11 protein-coding genes, 3 tRNA genes and 3 pseudogenes are annotated in these 22227 nt (G+C 47.4%); 11 read left to right on the top strand and 6 right to left on the bottom strand.

Translation table 11 applies throughout. The annotated features are described in order from the left end of the window. Window positions 1–652: 652 nt before the first annotated feature. The 6 genes and pseudogenes from K0778_RS27785 to ldtA form a co-directional block, all read left to right on the top strand. Window positions 653–841, top strand: a pseudogene (locus K0778_RS27785) (IS4 family transposase); the annotation flags it as partial. An 8-nt stretch (window positions 842–849) separates the two neighbouring features. After that, window positions 850–993: pseudogene (locus tag K0778_RS27790) on the top strand (cobalamin biosynthesis protein); the annotation flags it as partial. A gap of 151 nt (window positions 994–1144) precedes the next feature. After that, window positions 1145–1690 (top strand): bifunctional adenosylcobinamide kinase/adenosylcobinamide-phosphate guanylyltransferase, encoded by a 546-nt coding sequence (gene cobU / locus K0778_RS19615; protein WP_000973176.1) that lies wholly within the window; start codon window positions 1145–1147, stop codon window positions 1688–1690. Continuing rightward, window positions 1687–2430 carry an adenosylcobinamide-GDP ribazoletransferase gene (gene cobS, locus K0778_RS19620; protein WP_001326708.1) on the top strand — a complete coding sequence of 248 codons (744 nt, stop codon included), beginning with the start codon at window positions 1687–1689 and terminating at the stop codon, window positions 2428–2430. Before cobU ends, cobS begins: the two co-directional genes overlap by 4 nt. Before the next feature lie 11 nt (window positions 2431–2441). After that, window positions 2442–3521 (top strand): nicotinate-nucleotide--dimethylbenzimidazole phosphoribosyltransferase, encoded by a 1080-nt coding sequence (gene cobT / locus K0778_RS19625; RefSeq protein ID WP_001166160.1) that lies wholly within the window; start codon window positions 2442–2444, stop codon window positions 3519–3521. 61 nt (window positions 3522–3582) lie between these two features. Beyond that, complete coding sequence (gene ldtA, locus K0778_RS19630) at window positions 3583–4518, top strand: L,D-transpeptidase (protein WP_000986321.1); 936 nt, start codon at window positions 3583–3585, stop codon at window positions 4516–4518. A gap of 55 nt (window positions 4519–4573) precedes the next feature. Here the strand turns inward: ldtA and K0778_RS19635 are convergent. Next, window positions 4574–4649: transfer RNA gene (locus tag K0778_RS19635), tRNA-Asn, on the bottom strand. A gap of 326 nt (window positions 4650–4975) precedes the next feature. On the opposite strand from K0778_RS19635, the gene nac reads away from it, so the two are divergent. Together nac and cbl are read left to right on the top strand one after the other, a co-directional pair. Next, on the top strand, window positions 4976–5893 hold the full coding sequence (gene nac / locus K0778_RS19640) for a nitrogen assimilation transcriptional regulator NAC (RefSeq protein WP_001011462.1): 918 nt from the start codon (window positions 4976–4978) through the stop codon (window positions 5891–5893). 101 nt (window positions 5894–5994) lie between these two features. Then, window positions 5995–6945 carry an HTH-type transcriptional regulator Cbl gene (cbl, locus tag K0778_RS19645; RefSeq protein ID WP_001011008.1) on the top strand — a complete coding sequence of 317 codons (951 nt, stop codon included), beginning with the start codon at window positions 5995–5997 and terminating at the stop codon, window positions 6943–6945. 37 nt (window positions 6946–6982) lie between these two features. Here cbl and K0778_RS19650 read toward each other — a convergent pair. Further along, a tRNA-Asn gene (locus K0778_RS19650) sits at window positions 6983–7058 on the bottom strand. Window positions 7059–7218: 160 nt separating this feature from the next. Here K0778_RS19650 and yeeO point away from each other — a divergent pair. Beyond that, the gene (yeeO, locus tag K0778_RS19655) at window positions 7219–8706 is read left to right on the top strand and encodes a toxic metabolite efflux MATE transporter YeeO (RefSeq protein ID WP_001323172.1); all 1488 of its coding nucleotides are present in this window, start codon (window positions 7219–7221) and stop codon (window positions 8704–8706) included. 100 nt (window positions 8707–8806) lie between these two features. After that, window positions 8807–8882, top strand: a tRNA-Asn gene (locus K0778_RS19660). 452 nt (window positions 8883–9334) lie between these two features. Here the strand turns inward: K0778_RS19660 and K0778_RS19665 are convergent. From K0778_RS19665 to shiA, 3 genes are all read right to left on the bottom strand, one after another. Beyond that, window positions 9335–10051 carry a YebC/PmpR family DNA-binding transcriptional regulator gene (locus K0778_RS19665; protein ID WP_000532923.1) on the bottom strand — a complete coding sequence of 239 codons (717 nt, stop codon included), beginning with the start codon at window positions 10049–10051 and terminating at the stop codon, window positions 9335–9337. 342 nt (window positions 10052–10393) lie between these two features. After that, entirely contained in the window at window positions 10394–11848 is a 1455-nt protein-coding gene (gene amn / locus K0778_RS19670) for an AMP nucleosidase (protein ID WP_001060244.1), read from the bottom strand. Window positions 11849–11949: 101 nt separating this feature from the next. Next, the gene (shiA, locus tag K0778_RS19675; RefSeq protein ID WP_000378575.1) at window positions 11950–13266 is read right to left on the bottom strand and encodes a shikimate transporter; all 1317 of its coding nucleotides are present in this window, start codon (window positions 13264–13266) and stop codon (window positions 11950–11952) included. 314 nt (window positions 13267–13580) lie between these two features. Between shiA and K0778_RS19680 the strand changes: the two are divergent. Further along, window positions 13581–14633 (top strand): annotated as a pseudogene (locus K0778_RS19680) (glycosyltransferase family 9 protein). 261 nt (window positions 14634–14894) lie between these two features. Here the strand turns inward: K0778_RS19680 and yeeJ are convergent. Continuing rightward, window positions 14895–21971, bottom strand: a complete 7077-nt coding sequence (gene yeeJ / locus K0778_RS19685) for an inverse autotransporter adhesin YeeJ (RefSeq protein WP_153449115.1) — start codon at window positions 21969–21971, stop codon at window positions 14895–14897. Between the last annotated feature and the right edge of the window lie 256 nt (window positions 21972–22227).

Consider the following 22227-nt stretch of genomic DNA (forward strand, 5'->3'; position numbering starts at 1 on the left):
AAATCAGCCACGAAGAGACGATTTTGGGCTGAAAATTGGAAAATTGAGCCACAGGACGTCGATAAAGGACGGTTTGGGGCGTCATATCGGGAGCTGCGGACCACTTAATCGCAACTTCCCTAGCAAAAGGAGTATATCAGAATATATCTACTGATGTACAAAACACAACAATAGCTTCATGATATATAAATACGTGATGACGAGTGGTACTCCGCATGGTTATTTAACTTCTCAGCACCACTAATGATCCTGAGCAACTTCGTATTTGGGCCATTACCATGGAGTAGAAAGCTGTGTCTGAGAATGCAGAATTTGAGAAAAGAATTCGCTTTCTTGGAGAGCTTCTGAAAATGGCACGCTAACAACGTTTTGTTAAAAAATGTGAATCACTTGCCGGGGCTGCATTTTCTATTCGAGGAGAATGTTGACGTAGATATTACAGAAATCTCAGCGCATCAGGATAAACTGCTACCTTAGGTCAACCACCAAAAGAAAATACAATACGTCCAGTTTGTATGCCTTTAATAACACATCTTCTAAATGTTGAAGAATTATCCCGCCTGCTGAAGAACGTTGCTCTGAGTGTGATAAACCTTTTTATTCTTGATGATGTCAGCGAGAAGATGGAATATATCCCCGACTGGGTCGTGGTTACCCGGTTAAACATCTGGTGGCGCTAATAAATCTGGCAAGTCACATTCTGTTGAATGCTGTGACAGTGCCTTACCGAGAGAGCGAAATTGTGGTGTTCTAGTGCATAGTCGCCACCATTCCGGATAATTCTATTACGTTGTTTTACAAGTTCTTTTACAGCGCAGATCTGTCGCTGACGTTGAATCAATAGCCTGGATTTCAGAACACAATGCCCGTTTGCTGGTTGTTCCGGCAGTAGCATTAATTCATTATCTGAATGAAATGTGTCAATCCACAGAAACCGCTGTCAATGACGCATTTTGTCGGACGTTAACACGAGAAAGTCTGGCTATTCCGTAATGCCATCTTATTTCGTAATGGATTGAGAATGCTGGATTTTTAATTATATTACGCGCAGTATTAATCGCGTAAATGTTTTGCGGTCAGCAACGGTGGGGGATCCATTGTTCTGTTCAATGAATACCATCATACATTTGAATCAGGAGTCGGTATGATGATTTTGGTGACGGGGGGCGCACGGAGCGGGAAGAGTCGCCACGCAGAGGCGCTTATTGGGGACTCTTCACAGGTTCTGTATATCGCTACCTCGCAAATCCTTGATGATGAGATGGCTGCACGGATAGAACATCATCGGCAAGGCCGCCCGGAGCACTGGCGCACAGTGGAGCGCTGGCAACATCTTGATGAATTAATTCATGCAGACATTAACCCGAATGAGGTTGTGTTGCTTGAATGCGTTACCACAATGGTGACTAATCTGTTGTTTGATTATGGCGGCGATAAAGACCCTGATGAATGGGATTATCAGGCGATGGAACAGGCGATTAATGCTGAGATTCAGTCGTTGATTGCTGCCTGCCAACGTTGCCCCGCAAAGGTTGTATTAGTGACTAACGAAGTGGGAATGGGGATTGTGCCGGAGAGTCGTCTGGCACGACATTTTCGTGATATTGCCGGGCGGGTAAATCAGCAGTTGGCCGCTGCGGCAAATGAAGTATGGCTGGTGGTTTCGGGTATTGGAGTAAAAATCAAATGAGTAAATTATTTTGGGCGATGCTCTCATTTATTACGCGTCTGCCTGTACCGCGTCGCTGGTCCCAGGGACTGGATTTCGAGCATTATTCTCGCGGTATTATTACTTTTCCTTTGATTGGATTATTGCTTGGCGCGATTAGCGGGCTGGTCTTCATGGTGCTGCAGGCATGGTGTGGCGCACCACTGGCGGCACTGTTTAGCGTACTTGTGCTGGTGCTGATGACCGGGGGATTCCATCTGGACGGCCTCGCTGATACCTGTGATGGCGTATTTTCTGCACGTAGCCGCGATCGCATGTTGGAAATCATGCGTGATAGCCGTTTAGGCACCCACGGCGGTCTGGCATTGATTTTTGTGGTACTGGCAAAGATTCTGGTGTTAAGCGAGTTGGCTCTGCGTGGCGAATCGATCCTTGCATCGCTGGCGGCAGCATGTGCGGTCAGCCGCGGGACTGCCGCATTATTGATGTATCGTCATCGTTATGCGCGGGAAGAAGGGCTTGGCAATGTGTTCATTGGCAAAATTGATGGGCGACAAACCTGCGTCACACTTGGCTTAGCCGCTATTTTTGCTGCCGTATTATTGCCGGGTATGCATGGTGTGGCTGCTATGGTGGTGACGATGGTGGCGATTTTCATCCTCGGTCAGCTTCTCAAACGTACGCTGGGCGGGCAAACGGGCGATACGCTGGGAGCAGCCATAGAGCTTGGTGAACTGGTCTTCCTGCTGGCACTGCTATAAAGAGACGTGAGATGCAAATACTTGCCGATTTACTGAATACGATCCCAGCCATCGATTCTACCGCTATGTCGCGTGCACAACGGCATATTGACGGGTTACTCAAACCTGTTGGTAGCCTGGGAAAGCTGGAGGTGCTTGCCATACAACTGGCAGGAATGCCGGGGTTGAATGGCATACCGCATGTGGGCAAAAAAGCGGTACTGGTTATGTGTGCCGATCACGGCGTCTGGGAGGAAGGGGTCGCTATTTCTCCAAAAGAAGTGACAGCCATACAGGCTGAAAATATGACCCGTGGAACAACCGGCGTGTGTGTGCTGGCAGAACAAGCGGGCGCTAACGTCCACGTAATTGATGTTGGTATTGATACTGCTGAGCCTATCCCCGGGCTTATCAACATGCGTGTCGCACGAGGTAGCGGCAATATTGCTTCAGCTCCGGCAATGAGTCGCCGTCAGGCTGAAAAGTTGCTTTTGGACGTCATATGTTATACGCAGGAGCTGGCAAAAAACGGTGTCACGCTGTTTGGTGTAGGTGAACTGGGGATGGCAAACACGACACCGGCAGCAGCAATAGTCAGCACAATCACTGGCCGGGATCCTGAAGAAGTGGTTGGGATTGGCGCAAACCTGCCGACAGATAAACTGGCTAATAAAATTGATGTTGTGCGTCGGGCGATTACGTTGAATCAACCAAATCCTCAGGATGGTGTTGATGTCCTGGCAAAAGTGGGTGGATTTGATTTGGTCGGAATAGCTGGAGTGATGTTAGGTGCTGCTTCCTGCGGTTTACCCGTGTTGCTGGATGGATTTCTTTCTTATGCTGCTGCGCTCGCAGCCTGCCAGATGTCTCCTGCGATCAAACCGTATCTCATTCCTTCTCACCTGTCGGCAGAAAAAGGCGCGCGTATAGCGCTCTCGCATTTGGGGCTGGAGCCTTATCTCAATATGGAGATGCGTTTAGGTGAGGGGAGTGGCGCAGCTCTGGCGATGCCCATCATCGAAGCTGCCTGTGCGATATACAACAACATGGGCGAACTTGCTGCCAGTAATATTGTTCTACCGGGGAATACGACTTCTGATTTGAACAGTTAAAAACGAAAAGTCTGATAAAAGCTATACTTAACGGATAGCTTTCGCGACATAGGAAAGGGACATGATGCGTCGTGTAAATATTCTTTGCTCATTTGCTCTGCTTTTTGCCAGCCATACTAGCCTGGCGGTAACTTATCCATTACCTCCAGAGGGTAGCCGTTTAGTGGGGCAGTCGTTTACTGTAACTGTTCCTGATCACAATACCCAGCCGCTGGAGACTTTTGCCGCACAATACGGGCAAGGGTTAAGTAACATGCTGGAAGCGAACCCGGGCGCTGATGTTTTTTTGCCGAAGTCTGGCTCGCAACTCACCATTCCGCAGCAACTGATTTTGCCCGACACTGTTCGTAAAGGGATTGTTGTTAACGTCGCTGAGATGCGTCTTTATTACTACCCACCAGACAGTAATACTGTGGAAGTCTTTCCTATTGGTATCGGCCAGGCTGGGCGAGAAACCCCGCGTAACTGGGTGACTACCGTTGAACGTAAACAAGAAGCTCCAACCTGGACGCCAACGCCGAACACTCGGCGCGAATATGCGAAACGAGGGGAGAGTTTGCCCGCATTTGTTCCTGCGGGCCCCGATAATCCCATGGGGCTGTACGCGATTTATATTGGCAGGTTGTATGCCATCCATGGTACCAATGCCAATTTTGGTATTGGGCTCCGGGTAAGTCAGGGCTGTATTCGTCTGCGCAATGACGATATCAAATATCTGTTTGATAATGTTCCTGTTGGGACGCGTGTGCAAATTATCGACCAGCCAGTAAAATACACCACTGAACCAGATGGCTCGAACTGGCTGGAAGTTCATGAGCCGTTGTCGCGCAATCGTGCAGAATATGAGTCTGACCGAAAAGTGCCATTGCCGGTAACCCCATCTTTGCGGGCGTTTATCAACGGGCAAGAAGTTGATGTAAATCGCGCAAATGCTGCGTTGCAACGTCGATCGGGAATGCCTGTGCAAATTAGTTCTGGTTCAAGACAGATGTTTTAAGAGCGTTGGTAATTAGAAAGCAAAAAGCCTGCTAGAAAGCAGGCTTTTTTGAATTTGGCTCCTCTGACTGGACTCGAACCAGTGACATACGGATTAACAGTCCGCCGTTCTACCGACTGAACTACAGAGGAATCGTGTGAACGGGGCGCATATTAATGGCAGTGCATGGTGATGTCAAAGGGTGAAATGCATTTTTTTGTTTGTTTGCTGTCAATTTCAACAAAGTGGTGAGCTTTCAATCTTATTGGGTAATGAACAATCGTGGTGCATACCCTCCTTTTATAGGGCAGGGGAACGCGACAGCTGATTAAAGGAGCAAATGACGAATCTATCATAATCTCTTATTTGACAGTTGGTTAGCTTGTACATCAACACCAAAATAAAACTGGCAAGCATCTTGCAATCTGGTTGTAAGTAATGGCGGCACTTGGGCCGATTCTTAAAAACCGGAGGCAACATGAACTTCAGACGCCTGAAATACTTCGTAAAAATTGTAGATATTGGTAGCCTGACCCAGGCTGCTGAAGTATTGCATATCGCACAACCAGCGCTCAGCCAGCAGGTTGCCACACTGGAAGGTGAGTTAAATCAACAACTTTTGATCCGTACAAAGCGGGGCGTTACACCAACAGACGCCGGAAAAATTCTCTATACCCATGCGCGGGCCATTTTACGTCAGTGTGAACAGGCCCAACTGGCGGTGCATAACGTTGGTCAGGCATTATCGGGGCAAGTCTCGATTGGCTTTGCACCAGGAACCGCTGCGTCATCCATCACCATGCCCTTATTACAGGCGGTTCGCGCTGAATTTCCGGAGATCGTTATCTATCTTCATGAAAATAGTGGTGCAGTGCTTAACGAAAAATTGATAAATCACCAACTCGATATGGCGGTGATTTATGAGCATTCCCCTGTGGCTGGTGTATCCAGTCAGGCTTTGCTGAAAGAAGATCTTTTTCTGGTAGGAACTCAAGATTGCCCGGGGCAAAGCGTTGATGTGAATGCTATTGCGCAAATGAACCTCTTTCTCCCCAGTGATTACAGTGCTATTAGACTTCGTGTTGATGAGGCTTTTTCCCTACGGCGACTCACGGCAAAAGTTATTGGTGAAATTGAGTCTATTGCCACGCTTACCGCAGCGATTGCCAGCGGCATGGGCGTTGCAGTATTACCCGAATCGGCCGCGCGTTCGTTATGTGGCGCAGTAAATGGGTGGATGTCACGCATTACCACTCCTTCCATGAGTCTCTCTTTGTCATTAAATTTACCCGCCAGAGCGAACTTATCGCCACAGGCACAGGCAGTGAAAGAGTTGTTAATGTCAGTGATTAGTTCTCCAGTGATGGAAAAAAGGCAGTGGCAATTGGTGAGCTAAGTGTTATATCGGGATGGAATAAGATGCGGGTTTTTATTATTTGTTATGCCGGGCATTAGACTTTAACAATAACGGGAAATCTGAACTGCCCGGAGTTTACCGTGAATTTCCAACAACTAAAGATAATCCGCGAGGCTGCACGTCAGGATTACAACCTGACAGAGGTTGCGAATATGCTTTTTACCTCACAGTCAGGCGTCAGCCGTCATATTCGGGAACTGGAGGATGAACTTGGCATCGAAATATTTGTTCGACGAGGTAAGCGACTGCTGGGCATGACTGAACCGGGCAAAGCATTACTGGTCATTGCAGAACGTATTCTGAATGAAGCCAGTAATGTTCGTCGGCTTGCAGACCTGTTTACCAACGATACGTCTGGCGTTCTCACTATTGCAACGACGCATACTCAGGCACGTTATAGCTTGCCAGAGGTCATTAAAGCTTTTCGCGAACTTTTCCCGGAGGTTCGGCTCGAGCTAATCCAGGGGACGCCACAGGAAATTGCGACATTGTTGCAAAATGGCGAAGCTGATATTGGTATCGCCAGCGAGCGTTTGAGTAATGACCCGCAGCTCGTCGCCTTCCCGTGGTTTCGTTGGCACCATAGTTTGCTTGTTCCACACGATCATCCCTTGACGCAAATTTCACCATTGACGCTGGAATCAATAGCGAAGTGGCCGTTAATCACTTACCGACAGGGGATTACGGGGCGCTCACGTATTGATGACGCATTTGCCCGCAAAGGTTTGCTGGCAGATATTGTATTAAGTGCGCAGGATTCTGATGTCATTAAAACCTATGTTGCTCTTGGGCTTGGGATCGGATTAGTTGCCGAGCAATCCAGTGGCGAACAAGAGGAAGAGAATTTAATCCGCCTGGATACGCGGCATCTTTTTGATGCTAATACTGTCTGGTTGGGACTGAAGCGAGGACAACTTCAGCGTAACTATGTCTGGCGCTTTCTGGAACTTTGTAATGCAGGACTGTCAGTTGAGGATATCAAGCGGCAGGTGATGGAAAGCAGTGAAGAGGAAATTGATTATCAGATATAGCAAAAATCCCGCTATAAAAGCGGGCTTTTCAGGAATTTGGCTCCTCTGACTGGATTCGAACCAGTGACATACGGATTAACAGTCCGCCGTTCTACCGACTGAACTACAGAGGAATCGTTGTTGAGGCACATCTTAACGGCGAAAAATCTTTTGTCAAACCCGATTTTTAAATTCCCCAACTGTTTGCCGTTTCTATCAACAGTTTGTTGCATTTGCAGACAATTTGTTGGCGAAAATCTTTGCAGCTTTGCTGATTCTCCCTCATTATTTGAAATGTGGTTTCACTTTCTGCAATTAAGGTCGGCTTTGAATATCTCCTCTGCTTTACGCCAGGTTGTTCACGGCACTCGCTGGCACGCTAAACGCAAGAGCTACAAAGTGTTGTTCTGGCGCGAGATAACCCCGCTTGCTGTTCCTATCTTCATGGAGAATGCCTGTGTCCTGTTGATGGGGGTTCTGAGCACTTTTCTGGTCAGCTGGCTGGGAAAAGATGCGATGGCCGGCGTGGGATTGGCGGACAGCTTCAATATGGTCATTATGGCTTTTTTTGCTGCTATCGATCTTGGTACTACTGTCGTTGTGGCATTTAGTCTCGGTAAGCGGGATCGACGACGAGCGAGGGTGGCGACGCGGCAGTCATTGGTGATCATGACGTTGTTTGCCGTACTGTTGGCAACGCTTATTCATCATTTTGGCGAACAAATTATTGATTTCGTCGCGGGTGATGCCACGACAGAAGTTAAAGCACTGGCGTTGACTTATCTGGAGCTGACGGTACTCAGTTATCCAGCAGCTGCCATCACTCTTATTGGTAGCGGGGCACTTCGTGGTGCAGGGAATACGAAAATACCGCTATTGATTAACGGTAGCCTGAATATTCTTAATATTATTATTAGCGGCATATTGATTTACGGCCTTTTCTCCTGGCCGGGACTGGGATTTGTCGGGGCAGGGCTGGGTTTAACCATTTCTCGTTATATTGGCGCAGTTGCAATTTTGTGGGTGCTGGCGATTGGTTTTAATCCTGCGCTAAGGATTTCGTTAAAGAGCTATTTTAAACCGCTGAATTTTAGCATTATCTGGGAAGTCATGGGGATTGGTATTCCCGCGAGTGTCGAATCAGTGTTATTTACCAGTGGTCGGTTATTAACCCAAATGTTCGTTGCCGGGATGGGGACCAGTGTTATTGCCGGAAATTTTATCGCGTTTTCAATTGCGGCTCTTATCAACTTACCCGGAAGTGCGCTCGGCTCTGCTTCTACGATCATTACAGGCCGAAGGTTGGGGGTAGGGCAGATAGCGCAAGCAGAGATTCAGTTGCGGCATGTGTTCTGGCTTTCCACTCTTGGATTAACGGCCATCGCCTGGCTAACGGCTCCCTTTGCCGGGGTTATGGCATCGTTTTACACCCAGGATCCACAGGTTAAACATGTCGTTGTGATTCTGATTTGGCTAAATGCTTTATTTATGCCTATTTGGTCCGCCTCATGGGTGCTACCCGCTGGATTTAAAGGTGCTCGTGATGCCCGTTACGCCATGTGGGTTTCGATGTTGAGCATGTGGGGTTGTCGGGTTGTAGTCGGTTATGTGCTGGGAATCATGCTTGGCTGGGGTGTGGTTGGTGTCTGGATGGGAATGTTTGCCGACTGGGCTGTGCGGGCCGTGCTGTTTTACTGGCGAATGGTTACTGGACGTTGGCTATGGAAATACCCTCGACCCGAGCCGCAAAAGTGTGAAAAAAAGCCAGTTGTGTCGGAATAAACGACAAAATGCAGATTATTTCAGCAAACGATTTCAAATTTAAAAAACAGGCTTTGACATTGTGGGTGGGCATCGCTAATATTCGCCTCGTTCTCACGATTCCTCTGTAGTTCAGTCGGTAGAACGGCGGACTGTTAATCCGTATGTCACTGGTTCGAGTCCAGTCAGAGGAGCCAAATTTTAGTTTTGAGACATCTCTATGAGTCTCAAAACAGTTAAAAAATAAAAATTATTTTTACCCGGTTACCTTGTAAAAAAGTGACCGGGTTTTTTGATTTCTGTGTTTCGTGCGCTTAATCGAGTCTCACGCTTCAGTGAGCAAATTGTCCCTCCCCAACAGACATCACGATTCGCAAGGTCAAAAACTCTGTTCCATGAAGTACCGTACAAAGATAAAGAGAAAAATGCCTTATGCGGGATGTCGCTATCGCGTCTTTATCGGGAAACTATGCGTAATTGCCACTTTGCCTTCTGTAATCAGAAAAAGAAGAACTGGAATTTTAATAAATATTATTTCTCTGGGAACGGGGGGGTATAATCAATATGACGAGTTGAATATTATATTTTTTATAAGAATTATATGAGATTAAAGAAATCTGCCGTAAAGACAGATTTCTTTAAAAGATAATTAGAGATTTGCGACGTTATGATAAACTTTTTGTACATCGTCGTCATCTTCAAGGGCATCAACAAGCCCTTCAAAGATTTCTAAATCTTCTGGGGAAAGCTCAACTTCAGATTGAGCAATCATTTCTAATTCTGTTGTTGAGAACTCAGTGATTCCAGCTGCTTTTAGAGCCGCGATTCCTTTATGAAGGTCAGTAGGTTCAGTATAAATAACAATGTTACCTTCTTCTTCAGTCACATCACGAACATCAACTTCAGCTTCAAGTAAAATTTCAAAAATATGGTCAGGGTCTGTCCCTTTAAATACAATCACACCCGTATTGTCAAACATATAGCTGACAGAACCTGCCGCTCCGATATTGCCGCCTTTTTTATTGAAAATTGTGCGAACGTTAGCAATCGTACGGTTAACATTTGAAGTCAATGTCTCGGCGATAATCATTGAGCCATTAGGACCAAAGCCTTCATAACGTCCCTGCACGAACGTTTCATCTCCGCCGCCTTTGGCTTTATCAATTGCTTTATCAATAACGTGCTTTGGAACTTGTGCCTGCTTTGCACGTTCAATAACGAATTTTAAAGATGTGTTTAATTCTGGATCGGGTTCACCTTGTTTAGCAGCAGCATAGATTTCTACACCGAATTTTGCATAAATTTTAGACGTTGCACCGTCTTTAGCCGTTTTTTTAGCAACAATATTGGCCCATTTACGTCCCACTGGAATGATCTCCTCGAAAATTTATTTACATTACTGGTAAATCGTTAACATGTGTTAATTCAGCATATTATATCATAACAGGAAAAATCTCGTCTATTAGAAATAAAAATATTCTAAAGCCATAATCTTATATTTAATTTTATAAAAACTTATATTGTTGGCGGGATTTTTTATAATTGTGTTTTGAAAGCATACTTGCTTTTAATATGTGGAAATCATTAAGACGATAATAAAACTCGTATCCGCCCAAGGAAGCAAACAGCCCACGATTATTGCAGGCTATTTGCCAGGTGTCTTACTTACTCCTTCACATCTATTTCTGATAAGAAGGTTCAGAACTTATTATCGGAACGGCGGCTCATTAAAGGTTCGTAATTTACGCGAATGCAGTCGGTCGCCTTCTGCGCGCAGCAAATCGATCGCCCGAATGCCAATTTGCAGATGTTCGGAAATAGCGCCTTCATAAAAACGGTTAGCCTGGCCGGGAAGTTTAATCTCGCCATGCAACGGTTTATCTGAAACACACAGTAGTGTCCCGTATGGCACGCGGAAACGATATCCTTGCGCGGCAATGGTTGCACTTTCCATATCAATTGCTACGGCCCGGCTTAAGTTAAAACGAAGTGCAGAAGCTGAGTAACGTAATTCCCAGTTCCTGTCATCTGTGGTTACCACAGTACCAGTACGTAGCCGCTGTTTGACTTCCTCACCGGGCCTGCCGCTCACCAGCTTGGTGGCGTCATAAAGCGCACGTTGCACTTCAGCAATGCTCGGAATAGGAATATCGGGCGGCAGAACCGCATCAAGAACGTGGTCATCGCGTAAATAAGCGTGTGCAAGTACATAATCGCCAATGGCCTGACTTTCACGTAATCCGCCACAGTGACCAATCATCAACCAGACATCCGGGCGTAGCACTGCCAGATGATCGCAGATGGTTTTAGCATTTGACGGTCCCACGCCAATATTCACCAGAGTAATACCCTGACCATCGGCGGTAATTAAATGCCATGCTGGCATCTGATGTTTTTTCCATGCAAGGTCGGAAATGGCTTCTTCTGGCGCTTCGGTTTCGGCGGTGATCCAGTTCCCGCCAGCACAAGAAAGGGCAATGTAGGGACTATCAGGATCGAGGATCTGGCTGCATCCCCAACGAACGAATTCATCCACATAACGTGTGTAGTTGGTAAACAAGACGAACGGCTGAAAATGTTCAACTGGCGTACCGGTATAATGGCGCAACCGTGCGAGGGAAAAATCGACGCGGCGCGCATCAAAATGCGATAGCGGGGAGAATTCAGTTGGATGATAAATGCCGTCTGCAGTTTCATCGCCAATTTGCGCCAGTTCTGTTGTCGGGAAGTAGCGAGTTAACCCAGCGCTCATTGAGCGATCAAGTGTCAATTCAGAGCCATCGATGACATAAGGATAAGGGATTTCATGCTGCGAGGGTTGCACTGAGATATGCGCACCATAATCCTGATACAGCAACGTAAGTTGTTCATTAAGATACGAACGAAAGAGAGTAGGGCGAGTAATCGTGGTGGTGTAGCTGCCTGCGTGGGTAAAGCGACCAAATGCGCGCGTTTTGGGGGGATTGGTTGTGCTACCGTCCCAGGTTACGGTCAGTGATGGATAGACAAAAAGACCTTGTTTGCGGGCGTTTTCATCAGGTAATTCGCCACTTGTAATATAGTTGCCAATGGCGTTGCGTAATGCGACTACAGATTGCTCATACAGCGCGTCGAGTTTATCCAGTGCCTGAGCTGGGGTCAGACCGGAGCCCTTATTATTCATGTGTGTCTCCTGTTCCATACAATTACCGCACATCCGATAGTATGTCACAGAAATGTGAAACAAAAGTGTAAGGCGAAGATCGGATGATCTTCGCCAGGCTATCAAGCGCGTTGACTGTCTTTCATCAACAAAGCGGTCATTGCGGAAATCAGGCATCCAGCCAGCAAATAAATGGCGACGCTATGCCAGTTCCCGGCAAAGTAAGTGATGAGTGCAGCGGCAATAAAAGGTGTAAATCCACCGCCAACCACACTGGCAACCTGATAACCGACTCCAGCGCCACTATAGCGATAACTGGCACCAAACATTTCGGTAAACATCGGTTGTTGCACACACACCACCATGTCATGCGCAATGTTTGCCAGCATTATGGAGAAGAAAACTATCCAGAAAATAGATTGTGCTTCAAGCGCCATAAAGAAAGGAAATGCGCTCAACGTTCCGATTAACGTACCTGTGATATAAACCCTACGGCGACCAAAACGATCGGCAAGCCAGGCAAAACAGGGAATTGTCAGGCAGCTTAATCCACCTACCAGCAAACCAATATTAAGGAAAAGTTCGCGCGGTAGCCCCATATTCTGGGTTGAATAATTAAGTGCAAAGGCAGTAACGATGTACATCGTCAGCAATTCGCACAGTCGTAGCGCAATAATCTTCAGGAAAGCACCGGGATGTCGTAACAGCGCTTCGATAACCGGGATGCGTTTTTTCGCGGCAGCTTGATAATGTTGCTGTTGTTCAAATTCCGCGGACTCCTCCATGCCATTGCGCACCCACAATGCTCCCAGTACCAGTACGATGCTAAACAGGAAAGGAATGCGCCAGCCCCAGCTTAAAAACTGTTCGTCAGTCGTCATCATACTGATCAATGAAACCAGTCCGGTTGAAAGCAGTAAACCTACACCGTAGCCAACTTGTACACCGCTACTGTAAAAGGCTTTTTTATTTTTCGGTGCACTTTCAACGGAAAGCAACGCCGCGCCTCCCCATTCGCCGCCGACTGCAAATCCCTGAATGGCACGCAGTGTCACCAGCAAAATAGGTGCCCACCACCCAATGGTCGAGAATGAAGGAAGAATACCAATCAAGGCTGTCGCGATGCCCATCATCCAGACGGTCAGCATTAACATGCGCTTACGTCCCAGTCGGTCGCCAAAGTGACCGAAAATGACACCGCCGAGCGGACGGAAAAGAAATCCGACGCCAAAGGTAGCAAATGCGGCGAGCGTTCCCATCGCCGGGCTTACTTGCGGGAAAAACTCGCGATTAAACACCAGTGCGGCGGTGATGCCATAGAGTAAAAAATCATACCAGTCGACGACGGCACCAGCGAAGCTGCCTAACGCAGCTCGTCGGGCGCGACTTAACGAAAGCGTCCCTTCATCGGGACGAGTGGAGATGAGCGTGGAGTCCATAATGATCCTGTTTGTACTGTCTTTTTATAATTAGTATGGAAAAGGTAACTCACATTGCCGTCGATCTATAAACGAACCTTATGAGACTACCTCGACAGAGCGCATCTGCAAATGATTTTATGGCTGATTAGCGGCAACATGAAAAATTCGATGGAAGATGAAAGCGCAGGAGTTGCTGGTGTTGTTTAAGGATTAAGCAGAGGACCCACAGGTTAGAGATATGAAACATAAAAGTCCGCATATGCACAAAATGGCACCCTGATGAGTCTGATAGACTGCATTGCATTATAACCAGTAGGGAGGCGAGGTTAGGTATGTTTTTAGCATCATTGTTGAGACGTATTGCATTTAGTTACTACGATTATAAAGCTTATAATTTCAATATTGAAAAAACAGACTTTGTTGTCATCCATATTCCCGATCAGATTGGCGATGCTATGGCCATCTTTCCTGTTATTCGGGCGCTTGAATTGCATAAAATTAAGCATCTTTTAATTGTAACGTCGACAATTAATTTAGAAGTCTTTAATGCGCTTAAACTTGAACAGACTAAATTAACATTAGTCACAATGACTATGCAGGATCACGCAACATTAAAAAAAATAAAAGATTTAGCAAAGAACATAACACAGCAATACGGTACGCCGGATCTTTGCATTGAGGGGATGCGTAAAAAGAACCTGAAAACGATGTTATTTATCAGTCAGTTGAAAGCAAAAACGAATTTTCAGGTTGTTGGTATAACCATGAATTGCTTCTCCCCTTTGTGCAAGAACGCGTCCCGTATGGATCAGAAACTCCGGGCTCCCGTACCTATGACATGGGCATTTATGATGCGTGAGGCGGGTTTTCCAGCAGTCAGGCCAATATATGAATTGCCACTAAGTGAGGATGTACTCGATGAGGTGCGCGAGGAAATGCGATCGTTAGGATCTTACATTGCGTTCAATTTAGAAGGTAGCTCGCAGGAACGTACATTTTCATTATCGATTGCAGAAAATCTAATAGCAAAAATTTAAAGTGAAACAGATATACCAATAGTGATCGTTCATGGACCCAAAGGTGAAGATAAAGCCAGGGCATTAGTGGATTGTTATAATAATGTCTACCGTTTATCCTTACCACCCTCGATTAAACGTTCAGCAGCAATCATAAAAGATGCTTATATCGCAATAACTCCTGACACCTCAATATTACATATGGCAAGTGCCTATAATACCCCTGTTGTTGCAATTTATGCTGATTACAAAACGCGATGGCCCGCAATGGCCGATGTCTCGGAGTCAGTCGTCGTTGGGCAAAAAATTGACAATATAAGTCTGGATGAATTCGCAAAGGCATTAAAAAGTGTTTTGGCGAGAATATGAGACAGTACTTATGCATAGTAATGCCGATCTGTTATGAACGGTGGTGTCATCAATACTCTGAGGCTGGTCAATCATCACAGAAAACCAGCCTTTAGATCAAAGCAGTACTCACCGAAAATGATCATAGTCACATCGAACGCGATTCTGGCGGTGCCGCATTTTTATTTATTCATTTTCTGTGAGAGAAGGGCTAGTTCTGTAGAGGGAATGTAAAAAAGAGTGCCCCGAATGGAACACTCTTTAAGAAATTATAACGGAAAATCACAGGTTTTTATAACATGTCGCATAAGCAAACCCAAGCTTTTCAAATACGCTTTGATCACCTGTTGCCAGGGAAACTACGTATTGTTCGCTTGAGTTTGCGGGACTAGATGACCAATACATATTTGATTGAAAACCAGCGTCAGTCGTGTAATGCCCCATATCTCCCCATTCACTGTACAGTGACCCGATGCCTCGGGAACTACAGTGGTTTAAATAGTTTGCTCTGGGGAGCGTGTAGCCATTGCTGCTGCAAAAATTTTCAGCAAGGCTGTATATCATGAAAGCCTCGCCGGCGTTCACCCACCAACTCTTCACACGGATTTCGTATACATAGCTAGGGCCTCCTGATTTTGGCGTCGCCGTAATCCTTTCCGAATTGCTGCCGACATTTTTAAATGTCACTTTACCGGTAGCATCAACATCGACCCAGGAGGCAGAGCTTGAAAACTCATAATCAGCCGCCGTTTTTCCTGGGGCAAAGTTGTCATTATTCAACTGATAATACGCCCCGGTGAACCCCTGCGAAGGGAATGTAGTTGTCGGTAGGTCAGTACCATTGACTGATACTGTACCGCTCATTATTTTGTCTTCTGCGCGAGTGAATTGTATTGTGGTACTCAGACCAGCTTGATGAACACCATTCAATACAGGGATCAGCGTTGCGATACCCTCTCCGCCTCCTGTAACAGTGGCTTTGTAATCACCGTTGATATTTAGACTGTAATCAATTGCGCTAATTTTTATATAGGGCACGTTAGTACCTGATTGCACAAATTCCATCCCTTCAGAAACTTTGATCGGATTGCCTGATATATCGTGCAGAACAAGACGTAATTCAGCACTATCGGTATAGTCCCCTTTCAGTGATGACCGATTGCTCTTAAGGACGGACTGCGAGGTGTCTGCCGGGCCAGCCACCAGCGTTATATCTACTGTTTGCATTCCACCAGCGGTCGTGACTGCGCTTACCGTGACGCTACCTGTCATCGCTCCTTTCACGCTTGTTGTCGCGATTCCGTTTTGATCGGTCACCGCTGTTAATGACGTTAATGTGGCAGAGCCGCTTTTTAAGGCGAAGTACACAGTGAGACCTTCGATCAGGTTACCACTGCCATCCTCAACCGTTGCCTTTAAGGTACTTAAATCAGTGTTGGTGGCGGCGATAGTCGATGGATCAGCGATAAAGCTAGCAACATGGGCGGTGCTTGAGTTGCCAGTGACTTTCACGGTTGTCTGTGTCTGTATTGTTACGCCGTTATGGAAAGATGCAGTCACCGTATATGTACCGACTTTATTGCTGGTCAAAACGACTGGAGCCTGACCTGAAGAGTTAGTTCTCACTTTTCCGCCACTTAACGTCGCCCCTTCTGGCGTTACGCTAAAGTTGATGACCTGACCCTCCACTGGAGTGCCATTTGCAGAGGTTAGCGTTGCCGTCAGAGTAGCGCCTGTAGGGGCATAGACACCGATAAGCGGACTGGACGCCGTGAGTGTCAGTTTTTCATCAATAGCCTCCAGTTGTTTCTCAAGTGAGGCTCCATTCGGCAGGGATGCTTTCACCATATACGAACCGTTTCTTTCGGGCGTCATGGTGACCTCGGCTACACCCTGCGTATTAGTAGAGACCGTATTCTGGCTGATGATCATTTGCGAGGATGGCTCTGCACTGAATGTCACGGGTTGATGCGCAACCGGGTTGCCAAACTGGTCGTTAACGTGAGCTTTAACTGCTACGTCTTGTGCGACCATTACCTGACCTTCCGGTATCTCCAGACTGGTAATCGTCGCAGAATTAACATCTGCACTGGCATTCAGTAATCGCGAGATGACTTCAGTAGGTTTATCTGCCAGAGAGGCTGAAACTGTTTTCAGTCCGACCTCGGTGCTTGTCACAAGAATTTCAGCGAAACCCCGATCATCCGTTTCAACGCTGGTGCTGCTTAGCGTGACGGAGGTTCCGCGGAAATTAACTTTTATGCCTTCTACCGGGTTGCCGTTAGCGTCAGTGACGCTTGCCGTCATGGTTGCGCCCTCGGTCGTGCTGACGACGAATGAGTATACAGAGGTTAAGGAGGCTAGTTTTGCGGTACCAGCATCGGCAATCAAAGTCACCTGTTTCGTATCACTGACACCATAATTGTTCACGCTAACTGTCACGGGGTAGGTGCCGGATTTTGTACCGCTCAGTGTAACTTCAGCCTTGCCGTTGATATCAGTAATGGCGGAACCGCCTTGTCCGAGAGTAAAGCTTGCGCTCACATCTGCCGGTAGCGTGAATGTCACCGCCTCATTGGCTAACGGGTTGCCGTTTCCATCAGTCACTGTTGCCTGCAGCCTGGTCATCCCGACGTTATTAGCGATAAAATTGTCCTCGGTAACGTTAAGATTAACCTGCGCAGTGAGCGTATCCGCAATAAAGTTCACCACCAACTGCTCACTCTTACCGCCAGTCATCGATGCTGTAACAGTATGAGCGCCTGCTTTTGTACCTTTCAGCGTGACTTTCGCTTTGCCTTCAGCATCAGTAATCACTTTACCGCCATCGCTCAGCGTGAAGTTCGCCTTCACATCTTCCGGCAGAGTAAATGTTACCTCAGTGTTGGCTATCGCATTGCCCTCTGTATCAGCGACTGTTGCTGTTAGTGTCGTGAGATCGTTATTGTCGGCAATCACCGGATCCTTCGAGGCTGCCAGCGTGATTTCAGCATTCGCGACGTTCGGCACATAGGTCACTGTTTGTTGCATCGAATCGCCATTTTCGAGGGTTGCCGTCAATTGATAAACCCCGGCTTTTGTAGCGGTAAAGCTTGCGTAAAAATTGCCGTCGTGGTTGGTAGTATATATAGCGTTATTACTGGGGGTCACGCCTTCACTTGGTGAAACGCTGAGGGTTACCTCCTGCTGGGGGACACCGTTGCCGTAATTATCCTTCACCTCAATATACAGACTGGTTGTCTCGCCTGCGGAGACTGTATCAAAAAGTGCCTGTAGCAAGGTGAGATGTGCCGTAGACGCATCAGCGTTGACATTAATTGATGTGCTAAGCGTGGAGCTACCATTTTCCAGACTGGCCTCAACGGTATCCGGTCTCGCTCCTGATTCTATCGAGGAGCGGGTATTGGTATAAGTGACGGTAGCCTTACCCTGTTCGTTCGTCACGGCTTGACCGCCGTTCGTCATTTCGGCTGTCGCTGCGTTGCTGGTGAAGTTCACAGTCACACCTTTCACCGGAAAGCCATTATTATCAACGACTGTGGCGGTGATGACGCTGCCGGAGCTGTTCTGCGGGGTACCGGCGATTATGCTGTCTGGGACAGGCGTCAACTCGATAATTTTTGCCGCCGCTGTGTCGCCAATAAAATGCACAGTTTTGTTGTCGCTGGCACCATTATTAGCCAGTGATGCAGTAACCGTCTTCTCACCAAAGGCAACGCCTGCGAGAGTGGCCTGCGCGATGCCAGACTCGTTGGTATTACTTACTCCCGGGGTCAGGGTGAGTCCTGAAGAGGCTGAGCTGAATGTTACCGGAAGATTATTCACCTCATTGTCGAACTGATCTTTAACCGTTGCAGTTAGCGTTGCGCTATCGACGCCATTACCTGTGATCTCATCTTTTGATATCTGCAGGACAACCTGAGCCGAGGCTTTGTCCGCCACAAATGTTACCGGCTGCGAATCACTGGTATTGTTATTACCCAGCGTTGCGGTAACCGTATGCGTGCCCGCTTTTTTACCTTTCAGCGTGACATGCGCTTCCCCATTGGCCTGAGTGATGGCAATACCGTTATTTTCAAGGGTAAAGTTTGCCGCAACGTCCTGTGGCATGGTGAAGTTTACCGTTATCCCCGCCACCGGATGATTCGACGGATCTTTCACTGTTGCTGTCAGAGTTGTCTCATCCACGCCATTCCCAATGATTTCCGCTTTCGATGTTTGCAAAACGACAACCGCTCTGTCTTTATCCGCCACAAACGTCATTGGCTGTGCATCGCTGACATTGCTGTTAGCCAGACGAGCCATGATCATATGCGTGCCCGCTAACGTGCCGGTCAGGGAGGCGATTGCAACCCCGTTACTATCCGTCATGCCTTTTCCTCCGTTGCTAATCGAGAACTTACTTGCGACGTCGTTTGGCACAGAGAAGGTGATTTCTTTATCTTTTAGTGGGTTGCCATTTTTATCCTGCAAGGTTGCAGTCATATATTGCGGAGCTGTGTTGGTGACGGTGATATCACCTGAAGGCACACTGAGGGTCAGGGCAGCAGTACTTTGATCACCGATAAAATTCACCTGTTGATTAGCCTGGGAACCAGAGCTCACAGAGGCCGTAACCCTATAATCACCATTTTTCAAACTGGTCAGCGTAGCTGTGGCGATCCCGTCGTGGCTATTCACTTCGGTTTGGCTCAGTTTCGCCTCTGCTGAATTAACATTGAAAGTGACCATGACGTCATTGAGCAGGTTGCCTTTTGCATCCCGGACGGTCGCGGTCATTGTGACGCTGTCATTGCCGTCAGCAACCACTTCATTTTTCGACTTCTGCAGATCAACCTGCGCGGTACTCGAGTCGCCGACAAAACTGACGATTAACGTTTGTTTCACGCCATTTTCAAGGGTGACTTCAACCGTGTTGTCTTCCTGCTTACTACTTTTCAGATCAAAAGTCGCCAGACCATTAACATCCGTTTTTGCGGTGTTTTGATTGTTGAAGGAAGTTGCCGATCCGCTTAATACCGCAAACGTGACGGTATGATCATTGATTGGGTTGCTTCCTTCATCAGCGACATTGACCGAGACGGTGTTTGCTGCATTCTCATTGGCGAGCACACCATTATTGCTGGCAGATAATGTCGCAATTTTCGCTGACTGCGGGTTGGCGTCGATGATAAATCCAGCGGTATGCAAATCTTCATTCCAGTTTTGCATTAATAGCTTCGCAGTAAGTCCACTGCCTTTGGTATAGGCGGTATAGGTCGCCTTATAGACGCCATCTGCGGTTTCTTTCCAGTCTGTAGTGACTCCTGGTTTCACGTTGTCGATGCTGACTGCGTTATTCAGTTGCTGTTTTTGTTCCTTAACAGGTTTGTCATTTTCATCTCTCAGTTCTACCGTCACCTCGATAGGATTGCCGGAGAGATAACGGTCCTTATCAATCTTAATTGACGAGTGAGTTCGGGATGACGAAACAGAAATGATATTCACCACGGCGGGGGCTTTAGCCGCATCCACACCATTCAGCTGTGGCATCAGCGTCAGCGTGCCAGACATCGCTCCTGTGGTCAGGATCTGGGTATAGCTTCCGTCACCATTATCTTTCCAGTCAGAAAGGGTGATGTCCTGAACACCTTCGTGACGCGTCGAGAGCACCAGCCCGACAACAGGATTACCTGCTGCATCATGCGCAATAAAAGTCAGTGTGGCGGTTGAATGGGAATCCGCGTTCAATGTTTGGGTACTTAACGATACCGAGGAATCTTTCTGGCTTAGCGTAGGTGCCTGAACGACCACCATGCTCTGTTCACGATTCGACAAATTGCCTTTGACATCTTCGGCGGTGACTTCAATCGGCCAGGTGTTATCGGTTTCTGGCGTACTGGTGAACCGGTAAGCCGGCAGGGTAACCAGAATATCTTTACCCGTTGTGACCACTTTGCCACCGGCAGCTTCCAGTGCGGTGGCTTCGACGTTATAGCCTTTCAGGGCATATTTGGTTTGTAGCGACGAAACCAGTGATTTCACTTCTCCTGACTTCCCTGTCACGGGGTCTGTCAGGGTCAGGCGAACCAGTTCTTTTTTGCGATATTCCAGAACGATATTGTTGTTGCGATCCACCAGATCATAACGGCTGCCTGCAAGGCTACGCCGTGCAGCGACTTCATTCGGGTCAAGCTGTTTCTGCATTGCGCTGCCAGGTTGCCAGGTAAAATCGACGGCAAAACGGGTGTCATTTTCGCCCTGTTTACCCTGGCGTTGCTCCGCGCTGAAGGTCATCAGCGGGAAGGGGGTATAGTTAAGTCCAGCGGTTATGGCATGAGGATTACTTTGCCGATCGTCTTTATCGAACAGGGCCACTTCATCGCCATAATACTGTTCATAGACCAGTTTACCGCCAAGGTGCGGCCAGGCGGGTAGCCAGCTTTCTGCGCGTACATCCCAGCCATTGGCCGGGCGTGCTTCATAATCGTTGTCCAGTTCAGGTGCGCTGCGCCAGTTGGTCAGTCGCAAATAGCCGTTACTGCTTAATTTTAGATAGTCGCGCCAGTACTCCGCGCCAATGCCGGCGCGGGAGTGGTAACGGCTAAGATCGTGGTCGAAAAAGAAGTTGATGCCCGACATCCATGTGGGAGTGAAATGACGCCAACCTAAGCCGTTGTTAATCTGCGTACGCTCGTCAGTACGATGGAGAGTATGCTGACTGAAAAAGAGATTATCAGGCGTTTTATACCACGGATGGAGAAAATCGAACTGGGAGTTCTTCAGGCTAAAATCTTCATCCACGCCCAGCGTGATTCTTGCGGTACCGAAGCGGCTTAACCAGTCTGTCATTGCGCCTGAAGCCTGAGAAGAGGCCCATCCACGCGCCATATTTGCCGCTTGCTCGCTGTTCATATCTTCGGCGAGCAGAGACCCGATTTGCTGTGAAGTACTGGCTATCTGTTGCTCGAGGTTGTCACTGCTATTACCCGGCGGCGGGGTTAATTTTTTTTCACTAACTTGTGCCGGGACATCCAGTTCATCACCCTGGCGGACATTATCAAAACCTCGAGCAAACGTACGAAACTGGTTGAGTTTGCGTAACTCAGCCACCGAAATACCGAAACGTTCGGCAACGCTTTGGGCCGATTCCAACGCTCCAAGGGTGTAGGGCACCGTATTGACATTTGCAATGGCAATTTGTGCAGGAACTGGTTGTTGGGTTGCGGCGTTTACCACACCTTGTGCTGCCGCAGCCATAGGGAACGCAAGTTGAGTTATCAGACAGATACCCGCAGTTAAGCGGCGTAGTTTAATTCCCATCCCGCATAATATTTGTCGGTCATTTATTTCTTCTCCACTTCTCTTCTTCGTAGCCATGCTTACCTTCCCTGAACGAGCTAACATAAATGCGCCCTTTCTAGCACAGCGAAAAAATGTAAATACTGATAGCAATATGATTGAAAATTAATAACTTTTCGTTAGGCAGTTTTGGGTGTGAGTTGCAAGAGGGGAGACTACTGAATAACTCAAGTTTTATAATCGAGGGGAAAATGGTGATGGCGTTCATAGCAAAACGCCCTCAACCATAAAGGTCGAGGGCGCTTAAGATGTTAAAAACCCGCTATCCGTTAAA

This window comes from Escherichia sp. XD33 (assembly GCF_019375075.1).
GTDB classification, from domain to species: domain Bacteria; phylum Pseudomonadota; class Gammaproteobacteria; order Enterobacterales; family Enterobacteriaceae; genus Enterobacter; species Enterobacter flexneri_A.